This is a genomic window from Bradyrhizobium jicamae (assembly GCF_018130695.1).
Taxonomy (GTDB): domain Bacteria; phylum Pseudomonadota; class Alphaproteobacteria; order Rhizobiales; family Xanthobacteraceae; genus Bradyrhizobium; species Bradyrhizobium jicamae_B.
Window position 1 is genome coordinate 1 of record NZ_JAFCJX010000020.1, and the last position, 14,554, is coordinate 14,554.

Below are 14,554 nucleotides of genomic sequence, written 5' to 3' on the forward strand. Positions count from 1 at the left end.
GCCATCATTCTCTCCGGCAAATCAATTTGCGTAGAGAATCATATCCGCCTGAAAGAGTCACAGTCTCGTAGGGTGGGCAAAGGCGCGCTTGCGCCGTGCCCACCATTTCCGGCGTGCTCGTGATGGTGGGCACGCTGCGCTTTGCCCACCCTACGCATCCTCGTTACAGCCCACCCATCTTGCAGACCGCCTTCCACTCCTCCGCGGTCACCGGCTGCACCGACAGGCGCGAATATTTCACCAGCGCCATTTCTGATAGCTTCTTGTCGGCCTTGATCGCGGCCATCGTCACCGAGGTCTTCAGCGGCTTGTCGGCCTTGATGTCGACGCAGACGAATTTTTCGGTCTTGTCGGTCGGATCGGGATAGGCCTCCTTGATGATCTCCGCGATGCCGACGATCTCCTTGCCCTCGTTGGAGTGATAGAAGAACGCCTTGTCGCCCTTCTTCATGGCGACGAGGTTCTGCCGCGCGGTGAAGTTGCGGACGCCGGTCCAGGCTTCGCCCTTCGCGCCCTTGGCGACCTGCTGGTCCCAGGACCACACCGATGGTTCGGATTTCACCAGCCAGTACGCCATCGTCATTCCTCCGCCTTGAACGGCCGTGTCAGCAGGCCTTCGATCGCGGCGTCAACAGTCAGTCTGTTGCCGAGAATCGCGGCCACCGCATGTGATACCGGCATATCGACCTTTTGCGAAGCCGCGAGCTCGACCAGCACCGGCGCGGTGAATGCACCCTCCGCGAGCTTGCCGCTAGGCGCCGCCTCGCCGCGGCCGAGCGCGATGCCGAGCGCGAAATTGCGCGACTGCGCGGTCGAGCAGCTCAGCAAGAGATCGCCGAGGCCGGAGAGACCCGAGAGCGTTTCCGGGCGCGCACCGCAGGCGCGGCCGAGCCGCGCCAACTCGCTGAAGCCGCGCGTGGTCAGCGCGGCCAGCGCGGAGGCGCCGAGGTTGCGGCCGACGACGATGCCGGCGGCGATCGCCAGCACGTTCTTGGCCGCGCCGCCAATCTCGACGCCGCGCACGTCTGTCGTGTGATAGGGCCGGAACGTCGCCGAGCCCAGCGCCTGCACCAGATGGCTCGCGATCGCCTCGTCTTTCGCGGCGAGCGTCACCGCGGTCGGCAAGCCGCGCGCGACGTCGTCGGCGAAGCTCGGGCCCGAGAGGATCGCAGGGATCGCCTGCGGTGCGGCTTCCGCGATCACCTCGGTCATGAATTTGTGGGTGCCGTGCTCGATCCCCTTGGCGCAGGCGATCACCGGTGTGCCATCAGCAACATGCGGCGCGAGATGGCTGACCGCCGCGCGCAAATGCTGCGCCGGCGTGACGGCAAGGATCACATCTGCACGGCCAGCGGATGCAATGTCCGAGGTCACGGTGATGGCGGGATCGAGCTGTACGCCAGCGAGCCGCGGATTGATGCGCGTCGTCTGGATCTGCGTCGCATGCGTGGGATCACGTGCGTAGAGCACGACTTTGCGTCCAGCGCGCGCCGCAACGCCTGCCAGCGCGGTGCCCCAGGCGCCGGCCCCGATCACGCTGACGGATGTGATGGCTGCCATCAGGCACGCTCGTCAGGACCCCCTCTCCCCGCTCTTGCGGGGAGAGGGTTGGGGTGAGGGGCTCTATCCGCGAGCAGGCCGATTGTTGAGACCTGTACCCCCTCACCCGGATTGCATCTGCGATGCAATCCGACCTCTCCCCGCAAGCGGGGCGAGGTGAATGGGAGTCCGCGGCGCGCTCCGCTAAGCATCACTCAATATCCAGCGCGGCTGTTGGCGAAACCGGCCGGCGCTTTTGCATTGGCGTCGAGCAGCCAGCGGGCGCGCGGCGGGGCGTCCATCGTGTCGGTCAGGCCGATCGCCATCCGCTCGGCGCCCGCCCATGCGATCATCGCGCCATTGTCGGTGCAGAGCGCCGGCGGCGGAATGATCAGCGTGGTCTGCGCTTTCGCCGCGACATCCTGCAGCGCGCCGCGGATCGCGTGATTGGCGGCGACGCCGCCGGCTGCGACCAGTGCGCGGGGCGGGCCGAACTGTTCCTCGAACAGTTTGATGCCGACGCTCAATCGATCGGCCGTCGACTCCAGCACCGCGGCCTGGAAGCTGGCGCAGAGGTCGCTGATGTCCTGCGGCTCCAGCGGCGCCAGCCGGCTGGCCTCGTTGCGTACGGCGGTCTTCAGGCCCGACAGCGAGAAATTCGCATCGGCGCGTCCGAGCATCGGGCGCGGAAACGCAAAGCGCTTGGCGTCGCCGCCCGCGGCGGCCTGCTCGACCTGCGGTCCACCCGGATAGGGCAGCGACAGCATCTTTGCGACCTTGTCGAAGGCTTCGCCCATCGCATCGTCGACGGTGGTGCCGAGCCGCACATATTGGCCGACGCCGACCACGGCGACGATCTGGGTGTGACCGCCGGACGCCAGGAACAGGCAATAGGGAAACGCCAGCGCGCAGGTCAGCCGCGGCGTCAGCGCGTGCGCCTCGAGATGGTTCACCGCGATCAGCGGCGTGTCATGCACCATCGCGATCGCCTTCGCCGTGGTGAGGCCGACGATGACGCCGCCGATCAGGCCGGGACCCGCGGCCGCCGCGACCGCCGACAATTGCGCGTAACCGACGCCGGCTTCCGTCATGGCGCGGTCGATGATGCCATCGAGCAGGTCGACATGGGCGCGCGCGGCAATCTCGGGCACCACGCCGCCGAAGCGGGCGTGCTCCTCGGTTTGCGAGCGCACGACGTTGGACAGGATCCGGCCCGAGCCGTCGCTCTGGCGCTCGACCACGGCAGCTGCGGTTTCATCGCAGGTGGTCTCGATCCCCAACACCAGCATCGGTGGTTCGTTACCCAATTTCGGCCCTTGTGCTAACAAGCTGAGATCACGAGGTAGCATTGCGAGGTCGCGACGTGCAATCGGCTGCGAAGGCCTATTTTTCGGCAGGGAAGGCCTGACCATGGCTGTCCTCGTCACGCGCCCGCAGCCCGACAATGAGGGGACGCTCGCGAGCCTGCGCGCGCGCGGTATCAAGGCGCTCCCGGCGCCGATGCTGCGCTTCGAGCCGTTGCCGTTCCATGACGATCACGACGCCGATTATGACGCCGTCATCTTGACCAGCGCCAATGCACTGCGCGCGATCGACCTGTCGGTCAGCCGGTTGCTTGGCCTGCCATTGTTCGCGGTCGGCGGTCACACGGCGGAAGCGGCGCGGGTGGCCGGCTTCAAGGACGTCATCACGGCAAAGGGCGATGCCGGCGCGCTGCGCGACCTCGTGAAAAAGCGTGCCAAAGCCGGACAGTTGAAGCCGGCGGCGACGCTGCTCTACCTCGCCGGCGCCGATCTCGCGCGCGATCTCGCCGGCGAACTCGGCGAGCAGGGCTTTACTGTCATCACTCATACCACCTACCGCATGGCGCCGGTCCAGGACCTGCCGCGCGAGATATGCGATTCGTTCATGGCTAGCGAGATATCAGCCGTGCTGCATTACTCCCGCCGCAGCGCGCGCGCCTTCCTGGAGGCGGCGCGGGCCGGCGGTGTCGAGATTTCCGCCTTGGCCCTGCCGCAATGCTGCATTTCAGCGTCGGTGGCGTCCGTTCTCCATGATGCCGGCGCCACGCAGGTTGTGGTGGCGGCATCTCCTGATGAAAATGCCCTGTTCGATGTTCTTGCCCGTACGTTACGATCCTGACCGCGCATTATTCTTTCGTTTGACTGCGATCCGAACCGAAAACCGGTGCTCCATTTCCGCGATCGTGCTCTAAGAAGCCGGGCCGATTCTGCTAGTATTCGTTTCCAAGTGGCTTTGAGGAACCCCGTGATGGCTGAAGACAGGCCCGAGGACACAGGACCGGCGCCGGAGTCCGTCCGTCCCAAGCGCAATCCGCCGACCATCGATCTCGAGGCAGTGTCGAGCGAGACCAAGTCTGCTCAGGGAATGTCTGCTCAGGGAACGGTCGTCGCGGAGGCCGCACCGGAAGCATCTGCGCAAACCGAGCCGCAGCCTGAGCCCCAACCCGAGACCGCGACCGCAGAACCCGCAGCCGCCGCACCGGCGGAGCCGTCGCGGCCGATCTCTCAGCCAATTTCTCCCTGGGTTGTCGCACCCGTTTCCGGCGCGGTTGCCGCTGCGCTCGTGATCGCCGTCGGTTGGCTGCTCGGCTGGCCCGCGGTGCAGCCGGCGTCCGCGCCGGTGCCCCAGCTCAATGCCGGCGCGATCGATGATCTGGCGACGCGCGTCGCCGGGCTCGAAACGAAACTCGGCAAGCCTGCCGTACCTGCATCTGATCCTGCCGCGACCGCGCGGCTGGAAGCGCTGGACAAATCGATCGCCGCGCTGCGCACCGAACTTGCCGCGACGCGCGCGCAGTCCGACAAGCTCGCTGCCGCGATCAACGACGTGAAGGCCGCCCCGCGCGATGGCGCGCCGGCGCCTGATCTGTCGGGAATCAATTCGCGGATCGACAAGGTCGAAGGTGCGGTGCGCGCGCAGAGCGCCGAGATCGCCAAGCAAAACACCAATATCGCAGACACCAAGGCCGCAGAGGCAAAACCGGTCGACGACGCGCCGCTGCGCCGCGTCGTGGCGGCCTCGCTGCTCGATATGGCGGTCCGTCAGGGCGATCCCTTTGCATCGGCGCTGTCGACCGCCAAGGCGCTCTCAGACAATGCCGATGACTTGAAGCCGCTGGATGCCTTCGCGGCGGCCGGCGTGCCCAATGGCAACAAGCTCTGCCGCGAGCTGCTCGAGATCGTGCCGAAGCTTGCGCCGCCTCCGGCGGAGGCGACGACAGGCGGCACCGGCCTCGTCGATCGGCTGCAGGCCGGCGCTGCCAAGCTCGTGAAGATCGAGCGCACCGATGGAACGGGCACCGATCCCGGCAGCATCGTCGCGCGCGTGACATCGGCGGCGGTGCACAACGATCTCGCTCTGACCGTACGCGAGCTGCAGTCGCTGCCGCCGGCTGATCGCACGGCGGCGCAGCCCTGGCTCGACAGGGTCGCGGCGCGCAAGGCGGCGCTCGACGCCTCGCGCAAATTTGCCGATAACGCCATGGCGGCATTGTCCGCGGTTAATCAATAGACTCTTGCAGTAGGTCCCGGATGTTGCGCATCGTTCTGTTCCTGCTGTTGATCGCGCTGGCGGCGTGGGGTGCATCCTGGGTCGCCGAGCAACCCGGCGACGTCGCGCTGATCCTCGGCGGCACGAAGTACACCGTCTCGCTGTCATTGTTCGCGCTCGCGCTCGGCATCGTCATCGTGACAGTGATGTTTGCCTGGTGGATCCTGCGCCTCGTCTGGAAGACGCCGGGCCACATCCGGCGCAGCAACCGCGAACGACGTCACGCCCGCGGCCGCCATGCCATCACGCAGGGCCTGCTCGCGATCGGCCATGGCGATTCCAGTGCGGCGCGTGCGCATGCCGACGTGGCGCGGCGCCATGCCGGCCATGATCCGCTGACCCTGCTGCTGCACGCGCAATCGGCGCAGCTCGATGGCGACCGTGACGGTGCGCAGCGCGCCTTCCGCGCGATGGCGGAGCGCAAGGACACGCGCCTGCTCGGCTTGCGCGGCCTGTTCATCGAGGCGCAGCGCGCCGACGATCCCGTCGCTGCCGTGATGCTCGCGGAGGAAGCGCTGAAGCTGTCGCCGTCCTCGTCATGGGCGTCGCATGCGGTGCTCGGCTTCTGCTGCGCCAAGGGCGATTGGGCCGGCGCGCTGTCGATCCTCGACAACAACCAGTCTGCCGGCTTGATCGACAAGGCGACCTATCGCCGGCAGCGCGGCGTGCTGCTGACGGCGCGCGCGCTGGAGTTGGAGACTGTCGATCGCGATCTGTCGCGCGAGAGCGCGATGGAGGCGGTCAAGCTGGCGCCGACCCTGATTCCGGCGGCGGTGCTCGCCAGCAAGTTCGAGAGTGAGGCGCATCAGGTCCGCCGCGCGATGCGCCTCGTCGAGGCTGCCTGGCTGGCGCAGCCGCATCCGGATCTCGCCGAAGCCTACGCCCATGTGCGGCTCGGCGATTCCGCGCGGCAGCGCCTGGTGCGGGTTGAGACGCTGGCGGCGAAGACGCCGGGCCAGGTCGAGGGCGCGCTGGCGATCGCGCGCGCCGCAATCGACGCCACGGAATTCACCAAGGCGCGGGCCGCGCTGGAGCCGTTCGTGGCCGCGCCGACGCAGCGCGTCGCGCTGCTGATGGCCGAGCTCGAGCGCACCGAGCATGGCGATAGCGGCCGCGCCCGTGCCTGGACCCTGCGCGCGGTGCGCGCGCTGCATGACCCGGTCTGGACCGCCGACGGCTATGTCTCGGACCGCTGGCGTCCGGTGTCGCCGGTCTCCGGCCGGCTCGATGCGTTCCAGTGGCAGACGCCGCTGGCGGCGCTCCCTTCCGACAAAGGCAGTGCGATCGAGCCCTCGCCCTTCGAGGAAGCCATGCTGGCCCCGCGCCGGGTCGAGCCGCCGAAGGAGCTTAAGGAGGCCGCGCCGAGCGAGCCTGCAGTGGTTGCCAAGCCGGTCGAAGCCGAGCCGATCGAGGCCAAGGTGGTCGAGGCCAACCCCATCGAGACCAAGCCGGTCGAGCCGGCGCCAGTCACCGCGCAGGATAATGCGCCGCCGACCGCAGAGGCGGAGCCTGCCGCTGCGGCCGAGCCAACCCCTCAGCCGCAGCCCGAATCAGCGCCGGCCCCCTTGTTCCGTGCGCGCACCGACCTGCCCAAGGCGACGCCGGCGCCAATTCCGGCCGTGATCCCGCTCGTTCGCGCCCCCGATGATCCCGGGGTCGATGAGGACGGCCCGCCCGATGAATTTGCGGAACAAATCGGCCCGCCCAAGGCCCAGGCCGGCGGCTGGCGCGGGTTTTTGGCGCGCTGGGGCAATTAAATCCGGGACCTTGCGGCCCGGCTTTTCCTTGCCAATCGGGGCCGTGCCCGATATCAGGTGGCTCGCGCCGAGAGGCCGTCGCCGAACGGTTCGCCGCAATAGCTCAGTTGGTAGAGCACGTCATTCGTAATGACGGGGTCGGGGGTTCGAGTCCCTCTTGCGGCACCACCCTCCAGCACATCGATATCAGGGCAACCAGGTGCGGACGTGATGCGTCGGCACGACGCGTGGCATTCCGTCTCACCGCCGTCAGGCGAGGCGCGTTGCGCAGAGAGACTGCAGGAATCCCCGGGACTGCAGGAATCCCCGGGAACCCGAACGTCGCGTGCGCGGCGCATCGCCGCGCAACGATTGCGTGTGTGATCTGGATTACTTGACCCCTGCGCGACGGCAGACTTAAGTAGTTTTTATTGCAGTCGGCAACCGAGGAAGACGGCTGTGACCGACATCTTCATTTCGTACGCACGGGACGATGACGTTCCTCCGCCTGATCGGCCGGACCGAAAAGGGTTCGTTACGTTTTTAGACGAAAACATCCGATACGAGTTCCGCGATCTCGGCCCCGAGCGTCCCGTGGTGTGGCGCGATATCAGGCGCATCTCGCCCGGCGATCAGTTCACGCCTGAGCTCGAAGACGCGCTGAAGAACGCCTCGCTGCTCGTCGTGGTGCTGTCGAAGAACTGGCTGGCCAGCGAATGGTGCAAGCGTGAGCTGGATACCTTTGCGAAGACGCATCCGCAGGAGGGCCTGCGCGACCGCATCATCCTCGTCAACAAGCGCTTCATCGATTTTGCCGAGCGGCCGCAATTGCTGCAGGGGCAGGTCGGCTTCAACTTCTTCAGCCGCAACAACGACCCGCAGGATTTTTCCGGCGACCACGAATATTTCGAGCGCGGCGAGGCCGTCGATACCCGCTACTGGGACCAGATCAAGCTGTTGGCGGCGCATCTTCTCAAGCGGAGCCCGCCGCCACCGGTCGAGCCGCGCTATCCGCCGACCGGCCGCACCATCTATGTCGCCAAGCCTGCCTCCGACATGCGCGCGCAGTATGATCGCATCGTCTCCGAGCTGGTCGGCAAGGGCCATACCGTCGTGCCGGCGCCGGCGCAGGACATTCCGCTGACGTCGGCCGTCGCCGACATTGATGCCGCGCTGCAGGAAGCGGAGATCTCGATCCATCTGCTCGGCGAGCGCGCCGGCGAGGCGCCGGAAGATCAGCTGCCGATGGTCAAGCTGCAGCTCGCGCGCGCCGCCGTGAAGGCTGCCGGCGATGCCAGCGCGAAATTCCATCGCCTGGTCTGGGCGCCGGGCGCCTGGACCACGCCCGCTGCCGCCAACGAAGCCGCGCGCGACATCGCGCGGCATCCGGTCGAGGTGCTGGCGCGCTTCGACAAGCAATTGCCGGCCGACAAGATCGAAGGCGACACGCTCAGCAAGTTCGTCGACTTCGTCAACCAGCACCTGATCGCAATCGCGCCGGTTCGGCCGATCGAAGCAGTGCTGGAGAAAGGCGGCGAGATCCGGCTCTATCTGCATCACTGCGAGGCCGACAGCGATTACGCGCTCAACCTGGCGCAGGCGCTGCAGCAGCGGAAGCTCGAGACGCTGTTGCCGGCGTTCGACGGCCCGGATTCCGAGATCAAGAGCTTCAACGGCAAGCAGCTCGCCGAATGCGACGCCGTGGTGCTGTGCTGGGCTTCGGCGTCCGAGGTGTGGGTACGTGCCGAGGCGAGCGGCTTGCGCGACTGGCACCAGCTTGGCCGCAAGCAGCAGTTCTCCTACCGCGCGGTGGTCGCAGCACCCCCACCCGGCACGCGCAAGAAGGCCAGCAAATTCCTGTTTCCGCGCGGCGACATCGATTTCGTCGTCGACCTTTCCGCGACCAGCACGCCGACCGCCGATTTGCTCGATCAGCTGGTGCCGGCCATGCGCCCCGCGCCATGAACGCCGCGGTCACATTGCAGGCGGTGTCGGCGCAACATCCGTTCCCCGGCCTGCGGCCGTTCGCCTATGACGATTACGCCTATTTCTTCGGCCGCGAAGACCAGACCTTCGCGCTGTATCGCCTGATCGACCGCTTCCGCTTCGTCACCGTGGTCGGCTCGTCCGGTAGCGGAAAGTCCTCGCTGGTGCGCGCGGGCCTGTTGCCGTGGCTCGACCGGGAGACCCAGGGCGCCGGCGGCCGCAACTGGGTGTGGAAGGAGATGCGTCCGGGCGACGAGCCGCTGCAGCGGCTGACCCGATTGCTGGCGCAGCTGTCGACCGACGATGACCCCATGATCGCCTCGGCGCGCCAGGATCGAATCGCTGCGCAATTGCAGCGCTCGAGCTTCGGCATTCTCGACGCCGTCGCCGACGCCAATGGCGTCAAGGGCGCCTCGATCCTGCTTGTCATCGATCAGTTCGAGGAACTGTTTCGCTTCGCGAGCGCGAGCTCGCTCGGCCCCAATGCCGACGATGCGCAGGCGCGCGAGCGCGCCACGCAATTCGTTCAGCTGCTGCTGGAGGCCAGCCGGGCGCAGTCGAACAAGATCCAGATCGTGCTGACGATGCGCTCCGATTTCATCGGCGACTGCGCACGCTTCCACGGGCTGCCCGAAGCCGTCTGCGCCGCGCAGTTCTTGGTGCCGTCGTTGACCCGCGACCAGCTCGACGAGGTGATCCGCAAGCCCGTCGAGCAGGCCGGTGCGACCATCGATCCGGAGCTTGTCGAGCGGCTGCTGAACGACTGCGGCACCGAGATGGATCAGTTGCCGGTGCTGCAGCATTGCCTGTCGCGGCTGTGGGAGGAGGCCGGCAAGCCCACCGCCAGGATGGGAGCAGCGACGGGTGAGACCGGCGCAGCTCTGCCGCAGCGCCATCTGTCGCTCGAGCACTACCGCAATATCGGCGGCTTTGCCGACGCGCTGTCGCGCCATGCTGACGAGATCCTGCAGGACATTCCGGGTCCAGCCCTGCAGCTCGCCGTCGAACAGGTATTCCGCGCACTGTCCGAGCTCGACAAGGAGGGACGGGCGATCCGTCGCGCCTTGCAGTTCCAGCGGCTGGTCGCGGAGACCGGCGTCAGCGAGACGACGGTACGGAAGGTGCTCGATCGCTTCCGCGCCCAGGACTGCTCGTTCCTGATGCCGCCGCTCTCCGAACAGAAGGACCTCCTGCCGACCACGCGGATCGATGTCGGCCACGAGGCGCTGCTGCGGCGCTGGGACAAGGTCAGCGGCGAGGGGAGCGATCCCGGCTGGCTGCGCAGCGAGCAGCAGGCCGGCGAGCGTTACCGCGGTCTGCTCGCGATCGCCGACGGCGACGACGCCACACTGCCGTCGCATCAGGTCGAGGAGCGACTGACGTGGTGGAACGCGCGGCCGCGCACCGCGGCATGGGCCGAGCGCTATGGCGGTGGCTTCGACCGCGTGCAGCGCCTGCTGAAGACCTCGCAGCGACGCGAGCGGATCAAGCGCTGGACCGCGCTCGGAACCTTCGCCGTCGCGGTCATCATTGCCGGTGTGATGGCGTTGTTCTATCTGGAAGCGAACAAGCAGACGCTGGAAGCGAACAAGCAGAAGCTGGCAGCGGACGAGAATCGCCGGATCGCGCTCAATTCGGTGAAGACTTCGGTCGCACGCCTGACCGGCTTCTTGAATGACGGCACGTTGCGGGCGGCGGGCGCGCAAAAACTTCTCGACGATGCGCAGTTGACGTTGAACCGGGTCGGCGTCGAGCGCACCTCGCCGGAGACGACGGAGATCGAGACCTGGCTGATCCTCTCGATCTCGGATGTGAAGGATGCGATCGGCGACAACGCTGCTGCGCTCGAATTTGCGGTGCGTGGCGAGCGGCTGGCGCAGCAATTCCTCGACGCCTATCCGAACAACGACGAGTTCAAGCGCCTGCTCTACGCCAGCAAGTTCAGGATCGGCGACCAGTACGCGCGCAGCATCCGCGACAAGGTCAGCGTCCAGAAGGCGGAGGACGAATACAGGGCGGCGGTCGAGATCGCGCGCAGCCTCGTTGCGCGCCATCCCGAGAAGCAGATGTTCCAGAACGAGCTCGTCGTCGTGCTCGACAAGGTCGGCGATATCCAGAAGTCGCGGGGCGACTGGGCGGCGGCGCTGGAGAAGTATCAGGAAGGCCTGGGAATTGCCGAGAAGATCACCGACAAATATCCGATCGGTGTCGCGACCCAGAAGAACCGCATCGGCCAGGTCTACAGCGAGCGGGATCAGCCGGGCGATCGTGATATTGCGCTCGCCAATTATCGCGAAGCGACCGCGATCATGGACGCCCAACTGAAGCGGACCCCCGACAATGCGTCGCTGATCTCCAACATCGCCAACAACCACCGGCGCATCGGCCAGGTGTTGAAGGACAAGCCGGAAGAGGCCAAGGTCGAATTCCAGGCCGCGGTCGCGGGCCGGCAACAACTCTACGATTCCGATCCCGGCAATCCGACCTGGCGCTCCAGCCTGATCACCGACTACACGCTGCTCGGCGATACGCTGGTGCGGCAAGAGGAATGGCGCGGTGCGCTGCAGAACTACGGCGCGGCATTGCGCATCGTCGAGGGGCTCGCGGCGCGGGATCCGTCGAATACCTCGCTGCAGCGAACGCTCGCCAACCTCAACGCCAAGCGGGCCGACGTGCTGGTTCGCCGCGGCAGCGAGTTGCTGATCAAGCCGGAGCCGGTCGATAACCTGGCGTTGCGACTGATCGACGAGGCGCTGCGGCGCTATCGTTCGGCGGCATCGGGATTTGATGCGCTGATCGGTACGTCGACATCGGCCGCGCAGCTCACCACGTTGGTCGAAATCCGGATCAAGATCGGCGACGTGCTGGTGCGGCAGAACAAGTACAGGGATGCCCTGGCGGCCTACGATGACGCCGCGAAGGCGATCGCACGCGCGACGCCGGCGCAGCCCAATTGGCAGGTCAAGCTCTCGGTCGCGCTCGAGCAGGCGGCGGATTTTCTTGCTGATGATGCCGATGCTGACAAGACCGGCTATCAGCCTGCGAGCGAGGACGGGAAGGAGGACGCACTGTTGTATTACCGGAAGGCGCTCGCGGCACTCGATGTTGCGTCGGGGCAGGACGACAATCCCGACTTGAAAGCGCGCCGCGCGGGCCTCACGGCGAAGATCGAGACGCAGAAGGCCGTCGTGCGGTAGCGGCACAGGCCCGCGAGGTTCGAGTCACATCTCTGCCAGGTGTGATTCCGCTCACACATGGAACCGCTCAATCGACATAGTCTTCGCGCCATCAGCGGGAGACGCAACAATGCAAAAACTGTTTCTGATCTCGGCGTTGGTTCTGGCGTCGGCAACGGCGCAGGCCGGCGAGCGAAGCCTGACGCTGGGCGGGGGCGAGAATGCACCGGCGGTGGCGCCTGCGCCGGCCAATCCGACCGGTAAATATGTCGAAGCGCCACAGAGGCCGCCGGAGGCGACATCGGTCGTCGAGACGCCGAAGCCCGCGACCGACACACCGAGATACACCGCGCGTCCGGCTCCGGCCGCCGCGCAACAGCCGGAATTGCAGCAGGCCAAGGTCGAGCCGACTGCGACGCCTTCCACCAAGCCGACTTACAGGACCGCGTCACACAGGTCCGCGCGGCGGCACCATGCGCACACCTGGACACGCAGCCGCATCATCGGCGAGCTGCACCGTCACGGCATCTACTGGTGAGCTGAGAAAACAAAAGCGCCCCTGGAAAACTCCAGGGGCGCTCTTCGTTGAGCGATGGTGTCAGTGCGTCGGTCAGTCGTTGACCGTCTGGATCACGCTGCTGATCGGACGGGTCGCCGCAGCGGTCGGCATCCTCTCCTTCTTCACCATCATCGCATCGTATTCCGGCAGCGTCTCGAGCTGGGTCTTGGCTTTCATCGCGACCACCTTGTAGCCGCCCGCCTTCAGCTTGCGCAGCAAGGTCGGCAGCGCCTGTGCGGTGTGCTTCTGCAGGTCGTGCATCAGGATGATGCCCTTGTGCTCCTTGTCGAGCTTGGTCATCACGTTATTGATCACCTCATCCGCCGTCTTCGACTTGAAGTCGTTGGAGTCGACGTCGACCGAGAACATCGCGATGTTGCGGCTGCCGAGATAGGTCGTGGTGGCCGGCGTCGTCACCAGCGCCGGGAAGCGGAAGAACGGGGCCGGTGCGGTGCCGAGCGCTTCCTTGACCGCGCTGAAACCCTTCTCGATTTCGTCCTTGGCCATCTGCTCGGTCATCTTCTTGCCGCCGAGATGAGCGTGCGACCAGGTGTGTGCGCCGATCGTGTGGCCGGCGGCGGCGACCTGCCGCAGGATGTCCGGGTGATAGGTGGTGTGCAGGCCGATCGGGAAGAACACGGCCTTGGTGCATTCATCGGCCAGCGCCTTCAGCACCGCCGGCGTGGTCGGCCACGGACCGTCGTCGAAGGTCAGCAACACTTCCTTGTCGGTCAGGAAGTCGAACTGCTTGTACTGCAGGAAGCCGAAGCCCGGACCGCCCGTGGTGTCGACCACGACGGTGCGGCTGACGCCGAGCGCATCGGGATTGGTGCAGGTCGATTTCGGCGCGGCAGCGACCGGAGCAGGCGCCGGCGCCGGGGGCAGCGCGACGGCGGGGGCGGGTGCGGCTTCCGCACGCTTCGACAGCGCCGCGGTGACCTGCACGTCGTCCTTGGCGGTCGCCTGCGGCGGCACCGGATCGGGCTGCCGGGCGGCCATGGTTTTCGGGGGAGCCGCGTCAACACGCGGCGAGGAGGTCCAGTACCAAACTCCGGCGATCACGACCGCCGCCAAAACACTGGCCATCATCAGGCCTAACGCATTACGCATCGCTGCACACTCACTGGGAACTCGGGCTACGCCACATCCGTAACGTCCGATTAATGCCAACAAGGTCTTAACGTGATCCCAACACGGCCTTGGGAGCCCAACAAAAAGAGCCTCTTATCTCTGCGTGATGTCGGTCACAGCCGCGGAACAGGGAACCGCGCATGATCCGCCCATCAGACAACGGGCGCTGCATTCCGCGGCGCCGGATGGGAGCCGATCATGACCACCACCTTCAAGCGTTGGGTTCGCAAGGCCACTGCTGCGCTGGCCTTTGTCGCTGCTTTCTCTGCCGTTTCCTCGACCGCGAGCTTCGCTTTCAGCGCCGAAGCGCAGCAGATGTGCTCGGGCGATGCGTTCCGCCTGTGCAGCTCCGAGATCCCGAACATCCCGAAGATCACCGCCTGCATGATCAAGCATCGCGCGGATCTCTCGAACGGCTGCCGCGTCGTGCTGGACCGCGATCTGGCCGCCCAGCGCAAGGTCGCCGCGCAATAATCTTTCGCGTTTCGGAGGCGCTTGCGGCGATCAGACGCAGGCGCTTCTGCTCTGTCCGGAACGAGCGGACCGTTCGGCCGTTTTCCAAGCTTCTGCCATGCGTCGAAACGCTCTAAAAGGCGCCGTCGCATTTTTTTGAAAGCTTGAGAGATGACCAGACTTCTTTTGATCGTTCCGTTCGTTCTGATCGCGTCCGCCGCGTCGGCCCAACAGCAGGGCCAGGACGCCTGCGGCCGCGATGCCTCGCGCTTCTGCCGTGCCCATCTCAGCGAAGGCGATCAGGTCGTGCTGGCCTGTCTCAAGCAGAACCGCGCCCGGCTGAGCAAGGCCTGTCAGGCAACGCTGGCGTCGCACGGACAGTAGAACCGCCCTCGCCACAT

At 66.3% G+C, this 14,554-nt stretch carries 12 protein-coding genes and 1 tRNA gene; 9 read left to right on the forward strand and 4 right to left on the reverse strand.

The window, feature by feature from the left end; translation table 11 throughout:
• Positions 1-163 precede the first annotated feature (163 nt).
• From JQ604_RS26540 to tsaD, 3 genes are all read right to left on the reverse strand, one after another.
• Entirely contained in the window at positions 164-577 is a 414-nt protein-coding gene (locus tag JQ604_RS26540) for an EVE domain-containing protein (RefSeq protein ID WP_212363611.1), read from the reverse strand.
• A gap of 2 nt (positions 578-579) precedes the next feature.
• Positions 580-1,560: an NAD(P)H-dependent glycerol-3-phosphate dehydrogenase gene (locus tag JQ604_RS26545; RefSeq protein ID WP_212363612.1), complete on the reverse strand. Its 981-nt coding sequence runs from the start codon at positions 1,558-1,560 to the stop codon at positions 580-582.
• Positions 1,561-1,754: 194 nt separating this feature from the next.
• A complete protein-coding gene (tsaD, locus tag JQ604_RS26550) occupies positions 1,755-2,828 on the reverse strand; it encodes a tRNA (adenosine(37)-N6)-threonylcarbamoyltransferase complex transferase subunit TsaD (RefSeq protein WP_212363614.1) in 1,074 nt (357 codons plus the stop codon).
• A gap of 121 nt (positions 2,829-2,949) precedes the next feature.
• Here tsaD and JQ604_RS26555 point away from each other — a divergent pair, with 121 nt between their 5' ends.
• From JQ604_RS26555 to JQ604_RS26585, 7 genes are all read left to right on the forward strand, one after another.
• Positions 2,950-3,681, forward strand: coding sequence for a uroporphyrinogen-III synthase (locus JQ604_RS26555; protein ID WP_212363616.1), 732 nt, complete (start codon positions 2,950-2,952; stop codon positions 3,679-3,681).
• Between the two features lie 129 nt (positions 3,682-3,810).
• Positions 3,811-5,073, forward strand: coding sequence for a COG4223 family protein (locus JQ604_RS26560; protein WP_212363618.1), 1,263 nt, complete (start codon positions 3,811-3,813; stop codon positions 5,071-5,073).
• A 20-nt stretch (positions 5,074-5,093) separates the two neighbouring features.
• Positions 5,094-6,869, forward strand: a complete 1,776-nt coding sequence (locus tag JQ604_RS26565; RefSeq protein ID WP_212363620.1) for a heme biosynthesis HemY N-terminal domain-containing protein — start codon at positions 5,094-5,096, stop codon at positions 6,867-6,869.
• A 92-nt stretch (positions 6,870-6,961) separates the two neighbouring features.
• Positions 6,962-7,037, forward strand: a tRNA-Thr gene (locus tag JQ604_RS26570).
• A gap of 405 nt (positions 7,038-7,442) precedes the next feature.
• Positions 7,443-8,813, forward strand: coding sequence for a toll/interleukin-1 receptor domain-containing protein (locus JQ604_RS26575; RefSeq protein WP_349631151.1), 1,371 nt, complete (start codon positions 7,443-7,445; stop codon positions 8,811-8,813).
• Positions 8,810-12,031 (forward strand): AAA family ATPase, encoded by a 3,222-nt coding sequence (locus tag JQ604_RS26580; protein ID WP_212363624.1) that lies wholly within the window; start codon positions 8,810-8,812, stop codon positions 12,029-12,031. The genes JQ604_RS26575 and JQ604_RS26580 overlap by 4 nt, the downstream gene beginning before the upstream one ends.
• A 109-nt stretch (positions 12,032-12,140) precedes the next feature.
• Positions 12,141-12,548, forward strand: a complete 408-nt coding sequence (locus JQ604_RS26585) for a hypothetical protein (protein ID WP_212363626.1) — start codon at positions 12,141-12,143, stop codon at positions 12,546-12,548.
• Positions 12,549-12,620: 72 nt separating this feature from the next.
• Here JQ604_RS26585 and JQ604_RS26590 read toward each other — a convergent pair whose 3' ends face one another.
• Entirely contained in the window at positions 12,621-13,679 is a 1,059-nt protein-coding gene (locus tag JQ604_RS26590; RefSeq protein ID WP_212363628.1) for a polysaccharide deacetylase family protein, read from the reverse strand.
• Positions 13,680-13,898: 219 nt separating this feature from the next.
• Between JQ604_RS26590 and JQ604_RS26595 the strand changes: the two genes are divergently transcribed.
• Together JQ604_RS26595 and JQ604_RS26600 are read left to right on the forward strand one after the other, a co-directional pair.
• Complete coding sequence (locus JQ604_RS26595; RefSeq protein WP_212363630.1) at positions 13,899-14,174, forward strand: hypothetical protein; 276 nt, start codon at positions 13,899-13,901, stop codon at positions 14,172-14,174.
• Positions 14,175-14,324: 150 nt separating this feature from the next.
• Positions 14,325-14,537 carry a cysteine rich repeat-containing protein gene (locus JQ604_RS26600; RefSeq protein ID WP_212363632.1) on the forward strand — a complete coding sequence of 71 codons (213 nt, stop codon included), beginning with the start codon at positions 14,325-14,327 and terminating at the stop codon, positions 14,535-14,537.
• Positions 14,538-14,554 lie beyond the last annotated feature (17 nt).